The following is a 20,421-nucleotide window of genomic DNA, read 5'->3' as shown; positions in this document are numbered from 1 at the left end:
AGGATGAGCATGGAACGACTGAGTCAGCAGGTGGACGCCTACGTCGCCTGGAAGCGCGAGCTGATGCGGGAAATCACCCGCTACCGCAGCTGGCTGGAACACAGCCGCCTGAGCACCGCCGCCGTGCAGGACAAGCTCGAGCGCGCCCTGCGCCTGCTGCGCACCGACCACATCACCCTGGCCTTCGTCGGCGAGTTCTCCCGCGGCAAGACCGAGCTGATCAACAGCCTGTTCTTCTCCGAGTACGGCCAGCGCATGCTGCCGTCCCAGGCCGGGCGCACCACCATGTGCCCCACCGAGCTGTTCCACGACCCGCGCTCGGAACGTCCCTACATCCGCCTGCTGCCCATCGAGACCCGCACCGCCTCGGCCAGCGTCGCCCAGTTCAAGCGCATCCCCCGCCACTGGGTGAACATCCCCCTGGACACCAGCGACCCGGACAACATGGTCCAGGCCTTCACCCAGGTGGCCAAGACCAAGCCGATGCCCGTTGAGCAGGCCATCCAGCTCGGCTTCCACCCCGACACCCTGGAACCCGCCGGCCGTCCCGGCATGGTGCTGGTACCCGCCTGGCGCCATGCCATGGTCAACTTCGACCACCCGCTGCTGCGCCAGGGCCTGCGCATCCTCGACACCCCCGGCCTGAACGCCCTGGGTGCCGAACCCGAACTCACCCTGTCCATGCTGCCCGCCGCCCAGGCGGTGATATTCCTGCTGTCTGCCGACACCGGCGTGACCGCCAGCGACATGGACATCTGGCTGCAGCACATCCGCCAGCTGGACGACGACACCCAGACCAGCCTGTTCGCCGTGCTGAACAAGATCGACGTGCTCTGGGACGACCTGGCCGGCGAGACCTTCGTGCAGAACGCCATCCGCCAGATCCAGGACGCCACCGCCCGCCAGCTCGGCATCCGCCGCGAGGACGTGCTGCCGCTCTCGGCCAAGCAGGCCCTGCTGGCCAAGGTGCGCAAGGACGACGAACTGCTCGCCCGCAGCCAGATGGCCAACCTCGAGCACCTGCTCTGCGAGCGCATCGTCGCCCAGAAGGAACGCCTGCTGGAGACCCGCGTGGTCAACCAGGTCCTGGCGCTGCTGCAGAACAGCCAGCACGTGCTCAACCTGCGCCTGGAGAAGGTCCGCGAGCAGCAGGCGCTGCTCAGCACCCACCAGAACGACAACGGCCAGCTGCTGTTCGAGCTGACCGCCCGCACCAAGGAAGACCACGCCCGGCACCATCGCCGGCTGCTGGGCCTGAAGACCAACCAACGCCTGGTCAAGCGCCAGGGCGAGCTGCTGCGCGCTGCCGTGCGCCCCGAGCGCCTGGAGGAACACCTGGCGCGCGTGCGCCGCGACCTGACCGGCAGCTGGACCACCGTCGGCATCAACCAGGCCATCCTGCACTTCTTCCGTGCCGTGGAGACCGACCTGCACGCCCTCGACCACGAGGCCGACGCCGCCAACCGCATGGTCGCCGCGCTGTACCGCCGGCATAACGAGGAAAGCCCGCTGCAGGGCGTCGACGCGCCACAGTTCGACCTCACCCGCTACTACCGCGAACTGGGGCAACTGCGGCAGAAGGGCGATCAGTTCCGCCTGCACCTGAAGACCCTGCTCACCGAGCAGCGCCTGCTGACCCGGCGCTTCTTCTCCACCCTGGTGCAGGAAGTGATCGGCCTGCACCAGCGCCTGCGCCAGGAGGTCGCCCAATGGGCTGCCGAAGCGCTGATGCCGCTGATGCAGAACACCCTGGAGCACAAGCAGCTGCTGGAAACCCACATGCTGCGCCTCAAGGCCCTCGCCCAGGACACCCAGCAGGCCCGCCAGCGCGTGCTCCAGCTGACCCGCTACGTGGACGAACTGGAACGCCAGCTCAGCCAGGCCAACGACATGCTCCGCGCCCTGCGCCGCCCGGCGCCGATCCAGCGCCAGGGCAAGGTGGTCACCCTGCCGCGAGTGGCCCGCCAGCAGTGATCCAGCCCCCTCCCGGCACGCGCAGCCGCGCGCTTGCCGGGTGCTGCGGTGCTCTTTAGACTGGCGCCCTTCCTGAAAAAAGAGCAGCGGTTGCGATGCCCACCGTCATTCCCGAAGACTCCGTCGGCCTGGTGACGCCCCAGGTGCAGCGCTTCAGCGAACCGCTGTCGCTGGCCTGCGGCCGCACCCTCACCGACTACGAACTGGTCTACGAGACCTACGGCGAACTCAACGCCAGCCGCAGCAACGCGGTCCTCATCTGCCATGCGCTGTCCGGCCACCACCACGCCGCCGGCTACCACAGCATGGAAGACCGCAAGCCCGGCTGGTGGGACAGCTGCATCGGCCCCGGCAAGGCCATCGACACCCGCCGCTTCTTCGTCGTCAGCCTCAACAACCTCGGCGGCTGCAACGGTTCCACCGGCCCTTCCAGCCTCAACCCGGCCACCGGCAAGCCCTATGGCGCTGACTTCCCGGTGATGACGGTGGAGGACTGGGTGCACAGCCAGGCCCGCCTCGCCGACGCCCTGGGCATCGGCCAATGGGCCGCGGTGGTGGGCGGCAGCCTCGGTGGCATGCAGGCGCTGCAGTGGACCATCAGCTACCCGGACCGCGTCCGCCATTGCCTGGCCATCGCCTCGGCGCCCAAGCTGTCGGCCCAGAACATCGCCTTCAACGAGGTGGCCCGCCAGGCCATCCTCACCGACCCGGAATTCCACGGCGGGCACTTCCAGGAACAGGGCGTGATCCCCAAGCGCGGCCTGATGCTGGCGCGCATGGTCGGCCACATCACCTACCTCTCCGACGACGCCATGGGCGAGAAATTCGGCCGTGGCCTGAAGAGCGAGAAGCTCAACTACGACTTCCACAGCGTCGAGTTCCAGGTGGAAAGCTACCTGCGCTACCAGGGCGAGGAGTTCTCCGGGCGCTTCGACGCCAACACCTACCTGCTGATGACCAAGGCGCTGGACTACTTCGACCCCGCCGCCGCCCATGGCGGTGACCTGGCGCGCACCCTGTCGGCGTCCAAGGCGAACTTCCTGGTGATGTCCTTCACCACCGACTGGCGCTTCTCCCCGGCCCGCTCGCGGGAGATCGTCGACGCCCTGACCGCCGCGCGGAAGAACGTCAGCTACCTGGAAATCGACGCGCCCCAGGGCCACGACGCCTTCCTCATACCGATCCCGCGTTATCTGCAGGCCTTCAGCGGCTACATGAACCGCATCGCCCTCTGACTAGGAAGCCCTTCCGTGCGAGCCGACCTCGAAATCATCAAGGACTGGATCCCCGCCGGCAGCCGCGTGCTCGACCTGGGCTGCGGCGACGGCGACCTGCTGGCCTGGCTGCGTGACCACAAGGAGGTCACCGGCTACGGCCTGGAGATCGACCCGGACAACATCGCCCGCTGCCTGCAGAACGGCGTCAACGTCATCGAACAGGACCTGGACAAGGGCCTCGGCAACTTCGCCAGCAACAGCTTCGACGTGGTGGTCATGACCCAGGCCCTGCAGGCCGTGCACTACCCGGACAAGCTGCTGGAGGAAATGCTCCGCGTCGGCCGCGAGTGCATCATCACCTTCCCCAACTTCGGCCACTGGCGCTGCCGCTGGTACCTGGCGCGCAACGGGCGGATGCCGGTTTCCGACTTCCTGCCCTACACCTGGTACAACACGCCGAACATCCACTTCTGCACCTTCCACGACTTCGAGGCCCTCTGTCAGGACCTCAGGGTACGGGTGCTGGATCGCCTGGCCGTCGACCGCCTGCACAGGCACAATCTGCCGAGCCGCCTGTGGCCCAACCTGCTGGGCGAAATCGGCATCTATCGAGTCAGTGGCCCCGGCCTGCCTGAAAGCCGCATCGCGATCTGACCTGGAGGACCTCCACCATGCGTCGCCTCATCTTCTGCCTCTTCGCCCTCTGCCTGTCCCTGCCCGCCGTCGCGGAGCGCAAACAGACCTTCGGCGAGCTCGACGTGCACTACAGCGCCTTCAACTCCGGCTTCCTGCAGCCGGACATCGCCGCCGCAGCCGGCCTGGTGCGCAGCAAGACCCAGGGCGTGGTGAACATCGCCGTGCTCAAGGCCGGCAAGCCCAGCACCGCCCAGGTCAGCGGCCAGGTCAAGGACCTGCTCGGCAAGGTCACGCCCCTGGCCTTCCGCCAGGTCAGCGAAGGGGGCGCCATCTACTACCTGGCGCAGTTCCCCTTCACCCAGCGCGAAATGCTCAAGTTCACCCTCACGGTGCAGCAGGGCGACAGCGCCCCGCATACCTTCACCTTCGACCAGGAATTCTTCCCAGACGAATGATGCCCTTCAAGGAACTGGTGCTGGCCAGTCACAACGCCGGCAAGCTCAAGGAACTCCAGGCCATGCTGGGTGACAGCGTGCGCGTGCGCTCCATCGGCGAGTTCAGCGACATCGAACCCGAGGAAACCGGCCTGACCTTCGTCGAGAACGCCATCCTCAAGGCCCGCAACGCCGCGCGCGTCTCGGGCCTGCCGGCCCTGGCGGACGACTCTGGCCTGGCGGTGGACGTCCTCGGCGGTGCGCCGGGCATCTACTCCGCGCGCTACGCAGGTGGCCAGGGCGATGCCGCCAACAACGCCAAGCTGCTGGACGCCCTGAAGGACGTACCGGAAGCCGGCCGTGGTGCGCAGTTCATCTGCTCCCTGGCGCTGATGCGCCACGCCGACGATCCGTTGCCGATCCTCTGTGAGGGTCTCTGGCGCGGCAGCATCCTCTTCGAAGCACGCGGCGAGCACGGCTTCGGCTACGACCCGCTGTTCTGGGTCGCCGAATGCAACGCCTCCGCCGCCGAACTGGCCCCGGCGGACAAGAACCGCCTGAGCCACCGCGCCCGCGCCATGGCCCTGCTCAAGCAGCGGTTGGGGATATGAAGCCGGACGCCGGAAGCCCCGCGTCGCACGCCACACCCGACGCACCGGAGCACCTGCCCCAGGGCTTCCAGCTGCCGCCCCTGGCGGCCTACGTGCACATCCCCTGGTGCGTGCGCAAATGCCCGTACTGCGACTTCAACTCCCACGCCGCCGGCCCGGAGCTGCCTGAGACGGACTACGTCGACGCCGTGCTGGCGGACCTGGAACAGGACCTCGTCCACGTCCACGGCCGCCCGCTGACCTCGATCTTCTTCGGCGGCGGCACCCCCAGCCTGTTCAGCGCCGCGGCCCTGGGCCGGCTGCTGGAAGGCATCGAGCGCCGGGTGCCCTTCGCCCCTGACATCGAGATCACCCTGGAAGCCAACCCGGGCACCTTCGAGCAAGCCAAGTTCTCCGCCTACCGCCAGCTCGGCATCAACCGCCTGTCCATCGGCGTGCAGAGCTTTCAGGGCGACAAGCTCAAGGCCCTGGGACGCATCCACGACGGCAGCGAGGCGATCCGCGCCGCCGACATGGCGCGCAACGCCGGCTTCGACAACTTCAACCTGGACCTGATGCACGGCCTGCCGGACCAGAGCCTGGAGGACGCGCTGTACGACCTGCGCACCGCCATCGCCGAGGGGCCGACCCACCTCTCCTGGTACCAGCTGACCATGGAGCCGAACACGGTGTTCTGGTCCCAGCCGCCCCAGTTGCCGGAAGACGACCTGCTGTGGGACATCCAGGAAGCCGGCCAGGCCCTCCTGGCCGAGGCCGGCTACGCCCAGTACGAGGTGTCCGCCTACGCCCGCGCCGGGCGCCAGGCCCGGCACAACCTCAACTACTGGACCTTCGGCGACTTCCTCGGCATCGGCGCCGGCGCCCACGCCAAGCTGAGCAGCCCCGAGGGCCGCATCCAGCGCACCTGGAAGACCCGCCTGCCCAAGGACTACCTCGACCCGGCCAAGGCCTTCCAGGCCGGCGCACGGGAGCTGGACGCCGACGAGCTGCCGTTCGAGTTCCTGATGAACGCCCTGCGCCTCACCGACGGCGTCCCCGCCGGGCTCTACCCCCAGCGCACCGGGCTGTCCCTGGCCGACCTGGCAGCTTCACGCCGCGAGGCCGAGGCCCAGGGCCTGCTCCAGGCCGACCCCGCGCGCCTGGCGGCCACGCCCAAGGGCCAGCTGTTTCTCAACGACCTGCTGCAACGCTTCCTGCCCTGAGGGCTAAGGACGATCGATGGACCTGATCCTGGACCTGGTAGCCACCCTCTCGCGCTGGAGCCGTGGCCACCTCTACGACATCTCCCTGGCCATCATGGCCACCCTGCTGGTGCTGCTCGGCCCGGGCATCAACGCCTGGATCCAGCAGCGCATCGGCGGGCTCAACTTCCTCTTCCGCACCCTGCTGTTCGTCACCCTGTGCGCGCTGGGCTACGGGCTGGCGATGATCTTCCTCACGCCCTGGCTGGCCAAGGGCCTGGGCTACTTCAACAACTACACCCTGGCCCCCGTGCTGCTCCTGGTGTTCTTCCTGATCGGCGTCCTGGCTGATCGGAGCTGAGTCCGTACCCTGCCTGCCAGGCAGGGTGCCCCCCTCTCAAAGCACCGACCGAAGTCGACAGCCCTTCTCCCCGGGAATCAGCGGCAATAAAAAACCGCCCCGAAGGGCGGTTGGAGCGTGGCCAGGCAGGCCGGAATATCAGTTGCCTTCGCGGCGCAGGGCCTGGGGCGTGAAGTCACGCGGGCCGAGGGGCGCCTTGAAGTCGTACATCGGTTCGTTGTTGTCCAGGCCATCGGCGAAATAGCGCGAGCCGGCGAAGTCGTAGATGGTCTCCAGGGTGCTGCCGAACATGGGGACATCGTAGTAGCTGATCGGGTGACTTTCCTGCAGGCCGGTCAGTTTTCCGTCCTTGTCGTACAGGTCCACCGCGAGGATCTGCCAGCTGTCCTCATCGATGTAGAAGCGGCGCTTGGCGTAGGGGTGGGTGAAGCCCTTGCGCAGCGAGGCTTCGACGATCCAGACGCGGTGCAGCTCGTACCGCAGCAGGTCCGGGTTGACGAACTTGGTCTTGAGGATCTGATCGTAGGGGATTCCCTTCTGGTGCACGGCGTAGCTGTTGTACGGCACGAGCATTTCCTGCTTGCCCACCAGCGTCCAGTCGTAGCGCTCCGGTGCACCGTTGTAGGAGTCGACCACGTCGGCGGTGGCCATGCCGTTGGTGTCCGGCTGCAGGGTGTCGTAGGCAAGCATCGGCAGGCGGCGGACGCGACGCTCGCCCCGATTGAAGCGCCAGGCCTTGCGGATGGACAGCACCTGGTCGAGGGTTTCCTGCACCACCAGCGCCGAGCCCGCGAGCTTGGCCGGGGCCACCACCGCGTACTTGTAATAGAAGATGGTGTTTTCCAGGTCCTTCGGGGTCACGCCGTCGCGGCCGTAGACGAAGTAGATGTTGCGATCCAGCTTCAGCAGGTTGTAGCTGCCGTTGGCCAGCACCGCCGCCTGGTTGGTGACGAAATGGATCTGGTCACCGCGGTAGCGCAGGATGTGGTTCCAGATCACCTCCAGCCCGCTGGCCGGGATCGGGAACGGGATGCCCGCCGCCACGCCCTGCACGCCGTTGCCGCCGGCGATCAGCTCGCCATTGAGGGCATTGAGGCGGGTCGCGTCGTAGATGCGCTGGGGGGCGGCTGCGCTGCGGTGGGTCGGGAAGACCCGGATGGAATAGTCGGGGTAGGTTTCCACCAGCGCCTTCAGGCCGGCAGGCAGGTGCGCGGCGTACTGGCTGGCATTGCGGGCCGTGATCACGTACTTGGGCGATTCGCCGGCGTAGGGATCGGGGTGGTGCATGCCCGGCTGGTAGCTGGCGGGCGGGGTGGACAGGCCGCCGTCCCAGGCGGGAATGGAACCCTCGGCGTTGCCGGCGCGCTGGCCGCCCAGCGGCGTCAGCTCCCCTCCCAAACGCGCGGCCTGGTCGGCGTCGACCTTGGCCTGGGCCTGCAGGGCGCAGGACGCCAGCAGCAGAATTGCTAACTTTCTCAACACAGCCTTCTCCTCGCGGCGCTCATGGGTGGCGTCGCTCTTGTTCTTGTGCCACCGCCGGCGGGGCGGGGCCTGTTCAGTGTCGGATCAGGTGAGGGGTGCCGTCCTGGCGGCCGGGTGGTCCCGGTCTGTGTATGGGGTCGTTCCTGAATGCCCCGTGCTGCCAGGGCACGGGGCGGGTACTGCGGTGGATCAGTCGATGCGCTGGAACTTCAGGTCCCAGACACCGTGGCCGAGGCGCTCGCCACGGCGTTCGAACTTGGTCACCGGGCGCTCTTCGGGGCGCGGCACGTAGCGGCCGTCCTCGGCGAGGTTGCGGTAGCCCGGGGCGGCGTTCATCACCTCGAGCATGTGCTCGGCGTAGTGTTCCCAGTCGGTGGCCATGTGCAGCACGCCGCCGACCTTGAGCTTGCTGCGCACCAGTTCGGCGAAGCTGGGCTGGACGATACGGCGCTTGTGATGGCGGGCCTTGTGCCACGGGTCCGGGAAGAACAGCAGGACGCGGTCGAGGCTGGCGTCGGCGACGCAGTCCCGCAGGACTTCGAGGGCATCGCAGGTGTAGACGCGGATGTTGTCGAGGTTCTGGGTCAGCATGCCGTTGAGCAGCGCGCCGACGCCGGGTCGGTGCACCTCGACGCCGATGAAGTCCTCGTCCCGCGAGGCAGCGGCCATTTCCAGGGTCGAGTGCCCCATGCCGAAGCCGATCTCGAAGGTGCGCGGTGCACGGCGTCCGAACACCGCGTCGAAGTCCTGCAGGCCGTCGGCCAGCTCCAGGCCGAAGCGCGGCAGGCCCTGGTCGAGCCCGCGCTGCTGGCCGTCGGTCATGCGGCCGGCGCGCATCACGAAGCTCTTGATGGTGCGGTGGCGTACTTCGCCGTTCTCGTTCGGCGAATCCAGCTGTTCAGTCATGGAGGTTCTCAGCGAATCAGACCATCCAGCGGCGAGGAGGCGCTGGCGTAGAGCTTGCGGGGCATGCGGCCGGCCAGGTAGGCCAGGCGGCCGGCGACGATGGCGTGCTTCATGGCCTCGCCCATCATCACCGGGTCCTGGGCGTGGGCGATGGCGCTGTTCATCAGCACCGCGTCGCAGCCCATCTCCATGGCGATGGTGGCGTCGGAGGCGGTGCCGACACCGGCGTCGACCAGCACGGGCACCCGGGTCTCCTCGAGGATGATCCGCAGGTTGTAGGGGTTGCAGATGCCAAGGCCGGAGCCGATCAGGCCGGCCAGCGGCATGATGGCGATGCAGCCGATCTCGGCCAGCTGGCGGGCGACGATGGGGTCGTCGCTGGTGTACACCATCACGTCGAAGCCTTCCTTGACCAGCACTTCGGCGGCCTTGAGGGTCTCGATGACGTTGGGGAAGAGGGTCTTCTGGTCGGCCAGGACTTCCAGCTTCACCAGGTTGTGGCCATCCAGCAGCTCACGGGCCAGGCGGCAGGTGCGCACGGCCTCGATGGCGTCGTAGCAGCCAGCGGTGTTCGGCAGGATGGTGTAGCGGCTGGGCGGAATCACGTCGAGCAGGTTGGGCTCGCCGGGGTTCTGGCCGATGTTGGTGCGGCGCACCGCCACGGTGACGATCTCGGCGCCGGAGGCCTCGATGGCCAGACGGGTCTCGTCGAGGTCCTTGTACTTGCCGGTGCCGACCAGCAGGCGCGACTCATAGGTCCGACCTGCCAGGGTGAATGGCTTGTCGATCGGCTTCTGACTCATGTGGACTCCTTGCGGGCGGCTAGCCGCCTCCGATGGCGTGTACCACTTCCACCTGGTCGCCATCGCGCAGGACGGTGGCGGCATGCTGGCTGCGCGGCACGATGTCGAGGTTGAGCTCGACCGCGACACGGCGGCCAGCCAGGTCGAGTCGGACGATCAGGTCCGCGACGGTCAGGCCGTCGGGCAGTTCGTGGGATTCGCCGTTCAACTGGATGCGCATGACGGGACGGTCACAACATTGGGGGGCCCGCATTCTAGCCCCGAACCTTGGGGATGACCAAGGCTGAATGACGCCATTCGTCCTGCTTTTTGACGCCAGGGTCAGGCCTGCTTCAGCGCGCGGCGAGGCGCCAAGCAGCGAGCCCCAGGCACAGCCAGCCGGCCAGGAAGGACACGCCGCCGAAGGGGGTGATGATGCCCAGCTTGCCGATGCCGCTGAGGGTGAGCAGGTAGAGGCTGCCGGAGAACAGCAGGATGCCGAGGGCGAAGCAGCCGCCGGCCGCGTTCACCAGGCGCCCCGGTGCGTGGAGGCTGAGCAGGGCGACGCCGAACAGCGCCAGGGCGTGGATCAGCTGGTAGTGGGTGCCGGTCTGGAACACCGCCAGGTGCTCCGGGCTCAGCCGGGCCTTGAGGCCGTGGGCAGCGAAGGCGCCGAGGGCGACGCCGGTGAAGCCGGTGAAGGCGGCGAGCAGCAGGAACAACCGGGCCATTGGGCACTCCAGACAGGATGAGAGCGGCCGCTATAATGGCGCGCCAACCCGCCCAGGCCAAGCCACGCATGATCCGATCCCTGAGTCGTCGCCTGTTGAAGCTGCTGATCTGGTTCGCCGCCGGTTCCGTCCTGCTGGTGCTGCTGTTCCGCTGGGTGCCGCCGCCCGGCAGCATGATCATGGTGGAGCGCAAGGTGGAGTCGTGGTTCGATGGCGAACCCATCGACCTGCAGCGCACCTGGCGCCCCTGGAAGGAACTGCCCGACGACCTGAAGGTGGCGGTTATCGCCGCCGAGGATCAGAAGTTCGCCGAGCACTGGGGCTTCGACGTACCCGCCATCCGTGCCGCCCTGGCACACAACGAGCGCGGCGGCTCCCTGCGCGGGGCCAGCACCCTGAGTCAGCAGGTGGCCAAGAACCTGTTCCTCTGGTCCGGCCGCAGCTGGCTGCGCAAGGGGCTGGAAGCCTGGTTCACGGTGCTGATCGAGACGCTCTGGCCGAAGCAGCGCATCCTCGAGGTCTACCTCAACAGCGTGGAATGGGGTGACGGCGTGTTCGGCGCCGAGGCCGCCGCACGCCACCACTTCGGCATCGGCGCGCCCTACCTGTCACGGCGCCAGGCCAGCCTGCTGGCCGCCGTGCTGCCCAACCCCCGGGAATGGAATGCCGGGCGCCCGGGCAGCTATGTCGCCCGCCGCGCCGGCTGGATCCGCCAGCAGATGAGCCAGCTGGGGGGCAGCCAATACCTGGAGCAGCTCAAGCCGGCCGTGCCGTTCTGATCACTGCTTGAGGGTGGCGCGGGGCACCACGCGGATGCGGTGCACCTGGCCATCCACCACCTGGGCGGTCAGGCCTTCCACCGGGTAGACCCAGGCTTCTCCCACTCCCAACTGGAGCCGCAGGCGGGGCTGGCCGACGCTGGCCACCAGCCGCTCCGCGTCCGGCAGCTGCTGGGGGCGGACTTCCAGGGCCGACAAGCGGTGCTGCCCCAGTTGGTCGAGCATCTGCCGGCTGAGGGGCTGCTCGCCCTCCGGGGAGTGTCCGCCCAGGGCCTTGAGCAGACTCGTACGCTCGGCGTCGTCCAGGGCCAGTTCACCTTCCAGGTTGCAGGCATCCTCGCCTTCCCCTTCGCTGCGGAACAGCAGTTGCGGGCCTTCGCCGGCGTTGCGCAGCCAGAGCTCGCCGTGGGCCTGGCCGTCCAGCGCCGCCAGGGTCAGCGTGCCTTCGGCCATGGGTTCCAGCAGCGGCGATTGCCAGGCTTCCAGGCAGGCCAGGGGGGCGGCAGGCTCGCCACCCCGCTGCATCCACATCGCCAGGCCGAAGAACAACACGGCTACCAGCACAAACAGCACGCCGTGGGCGGGGCGCAGGGACGGCATCGCCATGGTCGATTTCTCCGGGCAGAAAAAAGCCGCCCGTTGGGGCGGCTTTCGATCATGCGACGGCTCAGGCCTGGATGAAGCCCTTGAGCTTGTTCATCGCGTTCTTCTCCAGCTGGCGAATACGCTCGGCGGAGACGTTGTACTTGGCGGCCAGGTCGTGCAGCGTGGCCTTCTCCTCGGCCAGCCAGCGCTGGTAGAGGATGTCGCGGCTGCGCTCGTCCAGGCCTTCCAGCGCTTCGTGCAGGTTGGCGGTGGAGCTGTCACTCCAATCCGCTTCCTCCAGCTGACGCGCCGGGTCGTAGCGGTGGTCTTCCAGGTAGTGCGCGGGGGACTGGTAGGCCGCGTCGTCGTCGGCATCCGCCGCCGGGTCGAAGGCCATGTCATGGCCGGTCAGCCGGCTTTCCATCTCGCGTACTTCATGGGGTTCCACGCCCAGGCTCTGGGCCACGGCATGGACTTCTTCGTTGTTCAGCCAGGACAGGCGCTTCTTCTGGCTGCGCAGGTTGAAGAACAGCTTGCGCTGCGCCTTGGTGGTGGCGACCTTGACGATGCGCCAGTTGCGCAGGATGAACTCGTGGATCTCGGCCTTGATCCAGTGCACCGCGAAGGACACCAGGCGCACACCCATCTCGGGGTTGAAGCGCTTCACGGCCTTCATCAGGCCGACGTTGCCTTCCTGGATCAGGTCGGCCTGGGCCAGGCCGTAACCGGAATAACTCTTGGCGATGTGTACAACGAAGCGCAGGTGCGCCAACACCATTTGCCGCGCCGCTTCCAGATCCTGTTGGTAGAAGAGGCGTTCGGCCAGTTCGCGCTCCTGTTCGACCGTCAGCAGCGGGATGCCGTTGACTGCATGCACGTAGGCATCCAGGTTCGCACCGGGGGCCAGGGCATAGACAGGTTGCAGGGAAGTGGTCATGCGAATCCTCCGATTCACTAAGCTCGCGCAGTGTAGCACTGGCCTTTATGACTGCAAGGGGGCGTAAAAGTTTCGTTACACCCCTCGTTTCCGCCCCGTCCCGGGGCGGTTCTGCTAGCGCGGCGCCAGCTCGCTGAGGTGGCGCGCCACCGCCAGCCAGGCGCCGATGTAGCCCAGCAGGATGGCGCCGAGCAACAGCGACAATCCGTCGCCCAGCGGCACGCCGGCGAGGGCGAAGTCACTGCCGTACAAACCAGCTAGGCGCACCACGGCGTCGTTCAGCCAGTCCAGTCCGTAGGCCAGCACCAGCCAGGCCAGCAGGCCGGCACCCACGCCATACAGCGCGCCCATATAAAGGAAGGGACGCCGCACGTAGCTGTCGGTTCCACCCACCAGTTTGATCACCTCGATCTCGATCCGGCGGTTCTCGATGTGCAGGCGGATGGTGTTGCCGATCACCAGCAACAGCGCCAGCACCAGCAGCACGGTGAGCCCGAAGATGAAACGCTCGCCCAGCTTGAGGATGGCGCTCAGGCGCTCGACCCACACCAGGTCGAGCTGGGCCTGCTGCACCCGTGGCAGCTCGGCCAGGCGCAGGCGCAGGGCTTCCAGGGTGGTCTTGTCGACTTCCTTGGGCGTCACCAGGATCACGCCGGGCAAGGGGTTCTCCGGCAGCTCCTTGAGTGCCTGGCCCAGCCCGGTCTGCTGCTGGAACTCTTCCAGCGCCTGCTCGCGGCTGATCCACTCGGCTTCGGCCACGTCGAGCATGCCGGCGATCTCGTCGCGCAGCTTGCGGCCGTCGGCTTCGCTGGCGTCCATCTGCAGGAACAGGGAAATCTGCGCCGCGCGCTGCCAGGAGCCGCCCAGGCGTTCGACGTTGTTGAGCAGCAGCGACAGCCCCATGGGCAGGCTCAGGGCAATGGCCATCACCAGGCTGGTGAAGAAGCTGCCGATGGGCTGCCGGCCCAGGCGGCGCAGGCTGTCCATCAGGCTAGCACGGTGGCTTTCCAGCCAGGCCGCCAGCAGGGTGCGGAAATCCGGGCCGTCATCACCGTCTTTCTGCGGCTCCTCGGGACGGGCCGTGGCGCCCACGCGCTCGGCGGGCTTGGGCGGCGGCATGCGGGATGCGCTCATCAGCCGGCCTCCCCGTCGCCGATCAGGCGGCCGCGTTGCAGGGTCAGCATGCGGTGGCGCATGCGGGCGATCAGTGCCAGGTCGTGGCTGGCGATCAGAACCGTGGTGCCCAAGCGGTTGATGTCCTCGAAAACGCCCATGATCTCGGCGGCCAGGCGCGGGTCCAGGTTGCCGGTGGGTTCATCCGCCAGCAGCAGGGCCGGGCGATGCACCACGGCGCGGGCGATGCCCACGCGCTGTTGCTGGCCGGTGGACAGGTCGGCCGGGAACAGCTCGGCCTTGTCCGACAGGGACACGCGCTCCAGGGCGATGCCCACGCGCTTGGCGATCTCCGGCTTGGACAGGCCGTGGATCTGCAGCGGCAGCGCCACGTTGTCGAACACGGTGCGGTCGAACAGCAGCTGGTGGTTCTGGAACACCACGCCGATCTGCCGGCGCAGGAAGGGGATCTGGGAGTTGGTGATGGTGGAGAGGTCCTGCCCGGCCAGCAGCAGCTTGCCGGTGGTGGGACGCTCCATGGCCAGCAGCAGCCGCAGCAGGGTGCTCTTGCCGGCGCCGGAGTGGCCGGTGACGAAGAGGAACTCGCCCCGGCGGACGCGGAAACTCAGTTCATGCAGGCCGACATGGCCATTGGGATAGCGCTTGCCGACCTGCTCGAAGCGGATCATGCGCGCTCCTGCTCGGCGAACAGGGCGCGGACGAAGGCCTCGGCCTCGAAGTCGCGCAGGTCGTCGATACCTTCACCCACGCCGATGTAGCGGATCGGCAGGGCGAACTGCTTGGCCAGGGCGAAGATCACGCCGCCCTTGGCGGTGCCGTCCAGCTTGGTCAGCGCCAGGCCCGACAGGCTCACCGCCTGGTGGAACTGCTTGGCCTGGTTGATGGCGTTCTGGCCGGTGCCGGCGTCCAGCACCAGCAGCACTTCGTGGGGAGCGGTCTCGTCCAGCTTGCCGATCACGCGGCGCACCTTCTTCAGCTCCTCCATGAGGTTGTCCTTGGTGTGCAGGCGCCCGGCGGTGTCGGCGATCAGCACATCCACACCACGGGCCTTGGCGGCCTGCACGGCGTCGAAGATCACCGAGGCGGAGTCGGCGCCGGTGTGCTGGGCGATCACGGCGATGTTGTTGCGTTCGCCCCATACCTGCAGCTGCTCGACGGCGGCGGCGCGGAAGGTGTCACCGGCGGCGAGCATGACCTTCTTGCCCTCCAGCTGCAGCTTCTTGGCCAGCTTGCCGATGGTGGTGGTCTTGCCGACGCCGTTCACGCCGACCACGAGGATCACGTAGGGGCGCTTGGCGCTGTCGATCACCAGCTTCTGCTCGACGGGCTTGAGCAGGCTGGCCAGTTCGTCCTGCAGCGCCTTGTACAGCGCATCGGCGTCGGCCAGCTGCTTGCGCGCGACCTTCTGGGTCAGGCTCTGGACGATGGAGGTGGTGGCCTCGACGCCGACGTCGGCGGTCAGCAGGCGGGTCTCGATCTCGTCCAGCAGGTCGTCATCGATGGCCTTGCGCCCGAGGAACAGGCTGGCCATGCCCTCGCCGATGCTGGCGCTGGTCTTCGACAGACCCTGCTTGAGGCGGGCGAAGAAGCCGGCGCGGGCCGGCTCGGCGGCCACCGGTGCAACCGCCTCGGGGACGGCCTCGACCACGGGCTGAGCCTCGGCAGCCGGAACGACCGCCGCCACCTCGGGCAGCGGCTCCACCGGCACGGCAACCGGCGCCGGCGAGGGCACCACGGCGGGGGCCTCTGCAACGGGCTGCTCGGCCTGGGCCACGACGGGCTCGACCGGCGCAACCGGTTCGACGGGTACCGTCGGCTCGGCGGGGGCGACCACTTCAGGTGCAGGTGCAGGTGCAGGTGCAGGTGCAGGTGCAGGTGCAGCAGGCTCGGGGACGATGGGCGCGGGCGCAACCGACTCGGGCTGAGCGGCGCTCACCGACTCGGACGCTGGAGCGGGCGTCGGAACCTCGGCGGCTTCGACGGCCGGTGCGGCCTCAGGGGTGGGCTCGGGCTGGGCCGGCGCCGCGTCCTGGGACTTGCGGCGGAACCAGCCGAACAGGGATTTTTTCTCGGCCGGCTCGGCCGGCGTCTTCTTGTCGTCGTTGGAACCAAACATGGGTAGCTTGCATCTCAAGGAGCGGCCGCTGCGGGCCTGGCCCGACAGCTTGGCCGCGCCGGAAAAGGATGGAGTATCCTAGCACCTCTTCGCCCGCAGGCGGTACGCCCCGCGGGCCCGTCGGACAGGTCCCCAGTATTGATGAAAGCGATCACCCGCCAGGCCACCGGCCTGCTGCTCGGCAGCCTGTTGCTGCCCATAGCGGCCTTCGCCGCCGAGACCCAACCCACCCATGAATACACCCTCGAAAACGGCCTGAAAGTCATCGTCAGAGAAGACCACAGGGCCCCCGTGGTGGTTTCACAACTTTGGTACAAGGTCGGCTCCAGCTACGAAACGCCCGGCCAGACCGGCCTCTCCCACGCCCTCGAACACATGATGTTCAAGGGCAGCAGCAAGCTCGGCCCCGGCGAGGCGTCCCTCGTCCTGCGCGACCTCGGCGCGGAGGAGAACGCCTTCACCAGCGACGACTACACCGCCTACTACCAGGTGCTGGCCAAGGACCGCCTCGGCGTGGCCTTCGAGCTGGAGGCCGACCGCATGGCCAGCCTCCGCCTGCCGCCCGAGGAGTTCCAGCGCGAGATCGAGGTGATCAAGGAAGAGCGTCGCCTGCGCACCGACGACCGCCCCGGCGCCAAGGCCTTCGAACGCTTCAAGGCCATGGCCTACCCGGCCAGCGGCTACCACACCCCCACCATCGGCTGGATGGCCGACCTCGAACGCATGAAGGTCGAGGAGCTGCGCCATTGGTATGAGGCCTGGTACGTGCCGAACAACGCCACCCTGGTGGTGGTTGGCGACGTCACCGGTGACGAGGTCAAGGCCCTGGCCCAGCGCTGGTTCGGCGCCATCCCCGCGCGCCCGGTGCCGCCGGCGAAGCAACCCCTGGAGCTACCCGCGCCCGGCGAGCGACGCCTCGTCGTGCACGTGAAGACCCAGCTGCCCAGCCTGCTGATGGCCTTCAACGTGCCCAGCCTCGCCACCGCCAAGGACGCCCGCCAGGTACATGCCCTGCGCCTGGCCTCGGCCCTGCTCGACGGCGGCTACAGCGCGCGCCTGCCCAGCCACCTGGAGCGCGGCGAAGAACTGGTGAGCGGCGCATCCGCCAGCTACGACGGCTACAGCCGGGGCGACAGCCTGTTCACCCTCAGCGCCACCCCCAACGCCCAGAAGGGCAAGACCCTGGAGCAGGCCGAAGCCGGCCTCTGGCGCGAGCTGGAGGCCCTCAAGCAGACGCCGCCCAGCGAGGACGAGCTCCAGCGCGTGCGCGCCCAGGTGATCGCCGGCCTGGTCTACGAGCGCGACTCCATCACCAGCCAGGCCTCCACCATCGGCCAGTTGGAGACCGTCGGCCTGTCCTGGCGCCTGATGGAGCAGGATCTCGCTGCCCTGGAAGCCGTCACCCCGGCGGATATCCAGGCCGCTGCCCGCACCTTCTTCACCCGCGACCGCCTCAGCGTCGCCCACGTACTGCCCGAGGAACCCCGCCATGAGTGAGCGCAACGGCCTGCGTTACGGCCTGCTCGGCCTGGCCCTGATCGCCCTGCTGGGCGTGCTCGTCCTGATCGTCAACCGCCCCGGGGAGGCCGTGGCCGCCACCGAGGCGAGCGACGCCCCCAAGCTGGCCTCCATCGCCGAACTCGATGGCAAGGCCCCGGCCAGCCGCAAGCTGGACATCCAGCAGTGGGAAACCGCCGAAGGCGCCCGGGTGCTGTTCGTCGCCGCCCCCGAGCTGCCGATGTTCGACCTGCGCCTGACCTTCGCCGCCGGCAGCAGCCAGGACGGTGACACCCCCGGCCTGGCCACCCTGACCAACGCCATGCTCAACGAAGGCGTGAAGGGCAAGGACGTCACCGCCATCGCCCAGGGCTTCGAAGGCCTGGGCGCGGACTTCAGCAACGGTGCCTACCGCGACATGGCCATCGCCGGCCTGCGCAGCCTCACCGACCCGGCCCAGCGCGAGCCGGCCCTGGAGCTGTTCACCCAGGTGGTGGGCGCGCCGACCTTCCCCGAGGACTCCCTGGCCCGCATCAAGAACCAGATGCTCGCCGGCTTCGAGTACCAGAAGCAGAACCCCGGCAAGCTCGCCGGCCTCGCCCTGTTCGAGAAGCTCTACGGCCAGCACCCCTACGCCCACCCCAGCGAAGGCGACGCGAAGAGCGTGCCGGGCATCACCGTCGCCCAGCTCAAGGCCTTCCACCAGAAGGGCTACGCCGCCGGCAACGTGGTGATCGCCCTGGTCGGCGACCTCTCCCGCGAGGAAGCCGAGGCCATCGCCAACCGCGTTTCCCAGGCGCTGCCCAAGGGCCCGCGCCTGGCCAGGACCGAGGCGCCCAAGGCGCCGGAGCCCGGCACCACCCACATCGAGTTCCCCTCGGCGCAGACCCACCTGCTGCTGGCCCAGCTCGGCATCGACCGCGCCGAACCGGACTACGCCGCGCTCTACCTGGGCAACCAGATCCTCGGTGGCGGTGGCTTCGGCACCCGCCTGATGGAGGAAGTGCGGGAGAAGCGCGGCCTCACCTACGGCGTCAGCTCCGGCTTCACCGCCATGCAGGTGCAGGGCCCGTTCATGATCGGCCTGCAGACCCGCGCCGAACTCAGCGACGGCACCCTCAAGCTGGTCAAGGACATCGTCCGCGACTACCTGGCCCAGGGCCCGACCCAGAAGGAACTGGACGACGCCAAGCGCGAACTGGCCGGCAGCTTCCCGCTGTCCACCGCCAGCAACGCCGACATCGTCGGCCAACTGGGCGCCATCGGCTTCTACGGCCTGCCACTGACCTACCTGGAGGACTTCATGAAGCAGGTCCAAGGCCTCAGCGTCGACCAGGTGAAAGCGGCCATGGCCCGCCACCTCGACCCGGACCGCTTCATCATCGTCACCGCCGGCCCCACGGTTCCCCAGAAGGAACTGCCGGCACCGACCGAGAAGCGCTTCAAACCCAGCTTTGGCATCCCGGAGCACTGATGGCCACACGTACCCCGAAGAAGCCCTCGGCCCATGGCGGCCAGGGCCAGCTGCGCATCATCGGCGGCGAGTGGCGTTCGCGCCGCTTCGCCTTCCCCGACGGTCCCGGCCTGCGCCCGACGCCTGACCGCGTCCGCGAAACGCTGTTCAACTGGCTCGCCCCCTATATAGAGGGCGCGCGGGTGCTGGACCCCTTCACCGGCAGCGGCGCGCTCTACCTGGAGGCACTCTCTCGTGGCGCCCGCGAAGCCCTGGCGCTGGACCTCAACCCCGACTCGGTGGCCGCCCTGCGCGGCACCCTGGACACCCTGCGCTGCGGCACCGGCCAACTGCTGCAGGCCGACGCCCTGCGCTACCTGGCCAACCAGGCCGCGACGCCCTACGACCTGGTGTTCCTCGACCCGCCGTTCAATCTCGGCCTGCTGCAACCGGTGTGCACGTTGCTGGAGGAGCGTGGCTGGCTGGCCAACGACGCCTGGGTCTACACCGAAAGCGAAGCCGCACCTTCCTCCCTCGGCCTGCCCGGCAACTGGCGGCTGCACCGGGAGAAGAAGACCGGCAACGTCCACTACGCCCTCTGGCACCGCACCGCGTGAACGACTTCCGCCCCGCCTGGTGGCTGCCCGGCCCGCACCTGCAGACGCTGTGGTCGCCCTTCTTTCGCAACCCGCCCCGGCTGGAACGCCAGCGCGAGCGCCTGTGGCTGGAGGACGGCGACTTCATCGACCTGGACTGGTACGGCCCCCATGACGCCCATGCCCCACTGGTGCTGGTGCTCCACGGGCTGACCGGCTCGTCCAGCTCGCTCTACGTGCTCGGCCTGCAGCAGCGCCTGGCGGAGCAGGGCTGGGCCAGCGTGGCGATCAACTGGCGCGGCTGCTCCGGCGAGCCCAATCTGCTGCCCCGGGGCTACCACTCCGGCGCCAGCGAAGACCTGGCCGCCACCGTGGAACACCTGCGCCGCACCCGCCCCCTGGCGCCGCTCCACGCGGTGGGCTACTCCCTGGGCGGCAACGTGCTGCTGAAGTACCTGGGGGAGTCCAGCGACGCATGCCCACTGCAGGGCGCTGTGGCGGTGTCGGTGCCGTTCCGCCTGGACCAGTGCGCCGACCGCATCGGCCTGGGTTTCTCCAGGGTCTACCAGCGGCACTTCATGCGCGAGATGGTCGCCTACGTGCGCGACAAGCAGCGCCTGTTCGCCCACCAGGGTATGGCCGACCGCCTGTCGGTGCTGGAGCAACTCGGCCCGCTGGACGGCCTGCGCACCTTCTGGGACTTCGACGGGCGCATCACCGCGCCGCTGCACGGCTACGCCGATGCCGACGACTACTACCGGCGCGCCTCCAGCCGCTTTTTCCTCGGTGCCATCCGCGTGCCGACGCTGCTGATCCAGTCGGCGGACGACCCCTTCGTGTTCCGCCACAGCGTGCCGGAGGCCCACGAGCTGTCCGCCAGCACCCGGCTGGAGCTGCACGACAAGGGGGGTCACGTGGGCTTCATCGGCGGCTCGCCGCGCCAGCCCGACTACTACCTGGAACGGCGCATCCCCGCCTGGCTGGCCGCGCTGCCGCGCTGACAGGCCTG

At 68.3% G+C, this 20,421-nt stretch carries 22 protein-coding genes; 12 read left to right on the top strand and 10 right to left on the bottom strand.

Going from position 1 to position 20,421, the window contains the following annotated elements:
* The first annotated feature begins 3 nt into the window (after positions 1 to 3).
* The 7 genes from BM198_RS01300 (at position 4) to BM198_RS01270 (ending at position 6,414) form a co-directional block, all read left to right on the top strand.
* Positions 4 to 1,974 (top strand): dynamin-like GTPase family protein, encoded by a 1,971-nt coding sequence (locus BM198_RS01300; RefSeq protein WP_074967192.1) that lies wholly within the window; start codon positions 4 to 6, stop codon positions 1,972 to 1,974.
* 95 nt (positions 1,975 to 2,069) lie between these two features.
* Complete coding sequence (gene metX, locus BM198_RS01295; RefSeq protein WP_074967190.1) at positions 2,070 to 3,209, top strand: homoserine O-succinyltransferase MetX; 1,140 nt, start codon at positions 2,070 to 2,072, stop codon at positions 3,207 to 3,209.
* A gap of 15 nt (positions 3,210 to 3,224) precedes the next feature.
* Complete coding sequence (metW, locus tag BM198_RS01290) at positions 3,225 to 3,845, top strand: methionine biosynthesis protein MetW (RefSeq protein WP_044403603.1); 621 nt, start codon at positions 3,225 to 3,227, stop codon at positions 3,843 to 3,845.
* Between the two features lie 17 nt (positions 3,846 to 3,862).
* The gene (locus BM198_RS01285; RefSeq protein WP_074967188.1) at positions 3,863 to 4,282 is read left to right on the top strand and encodes a DUF4426 domain-containing protein; all 420 of its coding nucleotides are present in this window, start codon (positions 3,863 to 3,865) and stop codon (positions 4,280 to 4,282) included.
* Entirely contained in the window at positions 4,279 to 4,872 is a 594-nt protein-coding gene (gene rdgB / locus BM198_RS01280; RefSeq protein ID WP_074967186.1) for an RdgB/HAM1 family non-canonical purine NTP pyrophosphatase, read from the top strand. Before BM198_RS01285 ends, rdgB begins: the two co-directional genes overlap by 4 nt.
* On the top strand, positions 4,869 to 6,074 hold the full coding sequence (gene hemW / locus BM198_RS01275) for a radical SAM family heme chaperone HemW (protein WP_083422290.1): 1,206 nt from the start codon (positions 4,869 to 4,871) through the stop codon (positions 6,072 to 6,074). Before rdgB ends, hemW begins: the two co-directional genes overlap by 4 nt.
* A gap of 16 nt (positions 6,075 to 6,090) precedes the next feature.
* Positions 6,091 to 6,414: a DUF3392 domain-containing protein gene (locus BM198_RS01270; protein WP_044403610.1), complete on the top strand. Its 324-nt coding sequence runs from the start codon at positions 6,091 to 6,093 to the stop codon at positions 6,412 to 6,414.
* 138 nt (positions 6,415 to 6,552) lie between these two features.
* On the opposite strand, the gene BM198_RS01265 is transcribed toward BM198_RS01270, so the two are convergent.
* The 5 genes from BM198_RS01265 to BM198_RS01245 all read right to left on the bottom strand — a co-directional run bounded on the left by BM198_RS01265 (position 6,553) and on the right by BM198_RS01245 (position 10,315).
* Complete coding sequence (locus BM198_RS01265; protein ID WP_044403613.1) at positions 6,553 to 7,896, bottom strand: DUF1329 domain-containing protein; 1,344 nt, start codon at positions 7,894 to 7,896, stop codon at positions 6,553 to 6,555.
* A gap of 189 nt (positions 7,897 to 8,085) precedes the next feature.
* Positions 8,086 to 8,802, bottom strand: a complete 717-nt coding sequence (trmB, locus tag BM198_RS01260) for a tRNA (guanosine(46)-N7)-methyltransferase TrmB (RefSeq protein ID WP_044403615.1) — start codon at positions 8,800 to 8,802, stop codon at positions 8,086 to 8,088.
* Between the two features lie 8 nt (positions 8,803 to 8,810).
* The gene (locus BM198_RS01255) at positions 8,811 to 9,605 is read right to left on the bottom strand and encodes a thiazole synthase (protein ID WP_044403617.1); all 795 of its coding nucleotides are present in this window, start codon (positions 9,603 to 9,605) and stop codon (positions 8,811 to 8,813) included.
* A 19-nt stretch (positions 9,606 to 9,624) separates the two neighbouring features.
* Entirely contained in the window at positions 9,625 to 9,825 is a 201-nt protein-coding gene (gene thiS, locus BM198_RS01250; protein ID WP_044403619.1) for a sulfur carrier protein ThiS, read from the bottom strand.
* A gap of 112 nt (positions 9,826 to 9,937) precedes the next feature.
* The gene (locus tag BM198_RS01245) at positions 9,938 to 10,315 is read right to left on the bottom strand and encodes a DUF423 domain-containing protein (RefSeq protein ID WP_074967184.1); all 378 of its coding nucleotides are present in this window, start codon (positions 10,313 to 10,315) and stop codon (positions 9,938 to 9,940) included.
* A gap of 68 nt (positions 10,316 to 10,383) precedes the next feature.
* Here BM198_RS01245 and mtgA point away from each other — a divergent pair, with 68 nt between their 5' ends.
* A complete protein-coding gene (gene mtgA, locus BM198_RS01240; RefSeq protein ID WP_074967543.1) occupies positions 10,384 to 11,094 on the top strand; it encodes a monofunctional biosynthetic peptidoglycan transglycosylase in 711 nt (236 codons plus the stop codon).
* On the opposite strand, the gene BM198_RS01235 is transcribed toward mtgA, so the two are convergent.
* From BM198_RS01235 to ftsY, 5 genes are all read right to left on the bottom strand, one after another.
* Positions 11,095 to 11,700, bottom strand: a complete 606-nt coding sequence (locus tag BM198_RS01235) for a hypothetical protein (protein WP_083422289.1) — start codon at positions 11,698 to 11,700, stop codon at positions 11,095 to 11,097.
* A gap of 61 nt (positions 11,701 to 11,761) precedes the next feature.
* Positions 11,762 to 12,616, bottom strand: coding sequence for an RNA polymerase sigma factor RpoH (gene rpoH / locus BM198_RS01230; protein WP_044403623.1), 855 nt, complete (start codon positions 12,614 to 12,616; stop codon positions 11,762 to 11,764).
* Between the two features lie 114 nt (positions 12,617 to 12,730).
* On the bottom strand, positions 12,731 to 13,750 hold the full coding sequence (ftsX, locus tag BM198_RS01225) for a permease-like cell division protein FtsX (protein WP_074967182.1): 1,020 nt from the start codon (positions 13,748 to 13,750) through the stop codon (positions 12,731 to 12,733).
* Entirely contained in the window at positions 13,750 to 14,418 is a 669-nt protein-coding gene (gene ftsE, locus BM198_RS01220) for a cell division ATP-binding protein FtsE (RefSeq protein WP_044403625.1), read from the bottom strand. The genes ftsX and ftsE overlap by 1 nt, the downstream gene beginning before the upstream one ends.
* Positions 14,415 to 15,866, bottom strand: a complete 1,452-nt coding sequence (ftsY, locus tag BM198_RS01215; RefSeq protein WP_074967180.1) for a signal recognition particle-docking protein FtsY — start codon at positions 15,864 to 15,866, stop codon at positions 14,415 to 14,417. Before ftsY ends, ftsE begins: the two co-directional genes overlap by 4 nt.
* Before the next feature lie 141 nt (positions 15,867 to 16,007).
* Here ftsY and BM198_RS01210 point away from each other — a divergent pair, with 141 nt between their 5' ends.
* The 4 genes from BM198_RS01210 to BM198_RS01195 are packed head-to-tail and all read left to right on the top strand — an operon-like array spanning position 16,008 to position 20,413.
* Positions 16,008 to 17,363 carry a M16 family metallopeptidase gene (locus tag BM198_RS01210; protein WP_074967178.1) on the top strand — a complete coding sequence of 452 codons (1,356 nt, stop codon included), beginning with the start codon at positions 16,008 to 16,010 and terminating at the stop codon, positions 17,361 to 17,363.
* Positions 17,356 to 18,837: a M16 family metallopeptidase gene (locus tag BM198_RS01205; RefSeq protein ID WP_074967177.1), complete on the top strand. Its 1,482-nt coding sequence runs from the start codon at positions 17,356 to 17,358 to the stop codon at positions 18,835 to 18,837. Before BM198_RS01210 ends, BM198_RS01205 begins: the two co-directional genes overlap by 8 nt.
* On the top strand, positions 18,837 to 19,433 hold the full coding sequence (gene rsmD, locus BM198_RS01200) for a 16S rRNA (guanine(966)-N(2))-methyltransferase RsmD (RefSeq protein WP_074967175.1): 597 nt from the start codon (positions 18,837 to 18,839) through the stop codon (positions 19,431 to 19,433). The genes BM198_RS01205 and rsmD overlap by 1 nt, the downstream gene beginning before the upstream one ends.
* Complete coding sequence (locus tag BM198_RS01195) at positions 19,430 to 20,413, top strand: hydrolase (protein WP_074967173.1); 984 nt, start codon at positions 19,430 to 19,432, stop codon at positions 20,411 to 20,413. Before rsmD ends, BM198_RS01195 begins: the two co-directional genes overlap by 4 nt.
* The last annotated feature ends 8 nt before the right edge of the window (positions 20,414 to 20,421 follow it).

The organism is Metapseudomonas otitidis (genome assembly GCF_900111835.1).
GTDB classification, from domain to species: Bacteria; Pseudomonadota; Gammaproteobacteria; order Pseudomonadales; family Pseudomonadaceae; genus Metapseudomonas; species Metapseudomonas otitidis.
Note: the sequence above shows the minus strand (reverse complement) of the source record. Positions and strands in the feature narration are given on the sequence as shown.

Coding starts and splice junctions, on each gene's coding strand:
- BM198_RS01300 (WP_074967192.1), top strand. CDS start 4: ATGAGCATGGAACGACTGAGTCAGCAGGTGGACGCCTACGTCGCCTGG.
- metX (WP_074967190.1), top strand. CDS start 2,070: ATGCCCACCGTCATTCCCGAAGACTCCGTCGGCCTGGTGACGCCCCAG.
- BM198_RS01285 (WP_074967188.1), top strand. CDS start 3,863: ATGCGTCGCCTCATCTTCTGCCTCTTCGCCCTCTGCCTGTCCCTGCCC.
- rdgB (WP_074967186.1), top strand. CDS start 4,279: ATGATGCCCTTCAAGGAACTGGTGCTGGCCAGTCACAACGCCGGCAAG.
- hemW (WP_083422290.1), top strand. CDS start 4,869: ATGAAGCCGGACGCCGGAAGCCCCGCGTCGCACGCCACACCCGACGCA.
- BM198_RS01270 (WP_044403610.1), top strand. CDS start 6,091: ATGGACCTGATCCTGGACCTGGTAGCCACCCTCTCGCGCTGGAGCCGT.
- trmB (WP_044403615.1), bottom strand. CDS start 8,802: ATGACTGAACAGCTGGATTCGCCGAACGAGAACGGCGAAGTACGCCAC.
- BM198_RS01255 (WP_044403617.1), bottom strand. CDS start 9,605: ATGAGTCAGAAGCCGATCGACAAGCCATTCACCCTGGCAGGTCGGACC.
- thiS (WP_044403619.1), bottom strand. CDS start 9,825: ATGCGCATCCAGTTGAACGGCGAATCCCACGAACTGCCCGACGGCCTG.
- BM198_RS01245 (WP_074967184.1), bottom strand. CDS start 10,315: ATGGCCCGGTTGTTCCTGCTGCTCGCCGCCTTCACCGGCTTCACCGGC.
- mtgA (WP_074967543.1), top strand. CDS start 10,384: ATGATCCGATCCCTGAGTCGTCGCCTGTTGAAGCTGCTGATCTGGTTC.
- BM198_RS01235 (WP_083422289.1), bottom strand. CDS start 11,700: ATGGCGATGCCGTCCCTGCGCCCCGCCCACGGCGTGCTGTTTGTGCTG.
- rpoH (WP_044403623.1), bottom strand. CDS start 12,616: ATGACCACTTCCCTGCAACCTGTCTATGCCCTGGCCCCCGGTGCGAAC.
- ftsX (WP_074967182.1), bottom strand. CDS start 13,750: ATGAGCGCATCCCGCATGCCGCCGCCCAAGCCCGCCGAGCGCGTGGGC.
- ftsE (WP_044403625.1), bottom strand. CDS start 14,418: ATGATCCGCTTCGAGCAGGTCGGCAAGCGCTATCCCAATGGCCATGTC.
- ftsY (WP_074967180.1), bottom strand. CDS start 15,866: ATGTTTGGTTCCAACGACGACAAGAAGACGCCGGCCGAGCCGGCCGAG.
- BM198_RS01210 (WP_074967178.1), top strand. CDS start 16,008: ATGAAAGCGATCACCCGCCAGGCCACCGGCCTGCTGCTCGGCAGCCTG.
- BM198_RS01205 (WP_074967177.1), top strand. CDS start 17,356: ATGAGTGAGCGCAACGGCCTGCGTTACGGCCTGCTCGGCCTGGCCCTG.
- rsmD (WP_074967175.1), top strand. CDS start 18,837: ATGGCCACACGTACCCCGAAGAAGCCCTCGGCCCATGGCGGCCAGGGC.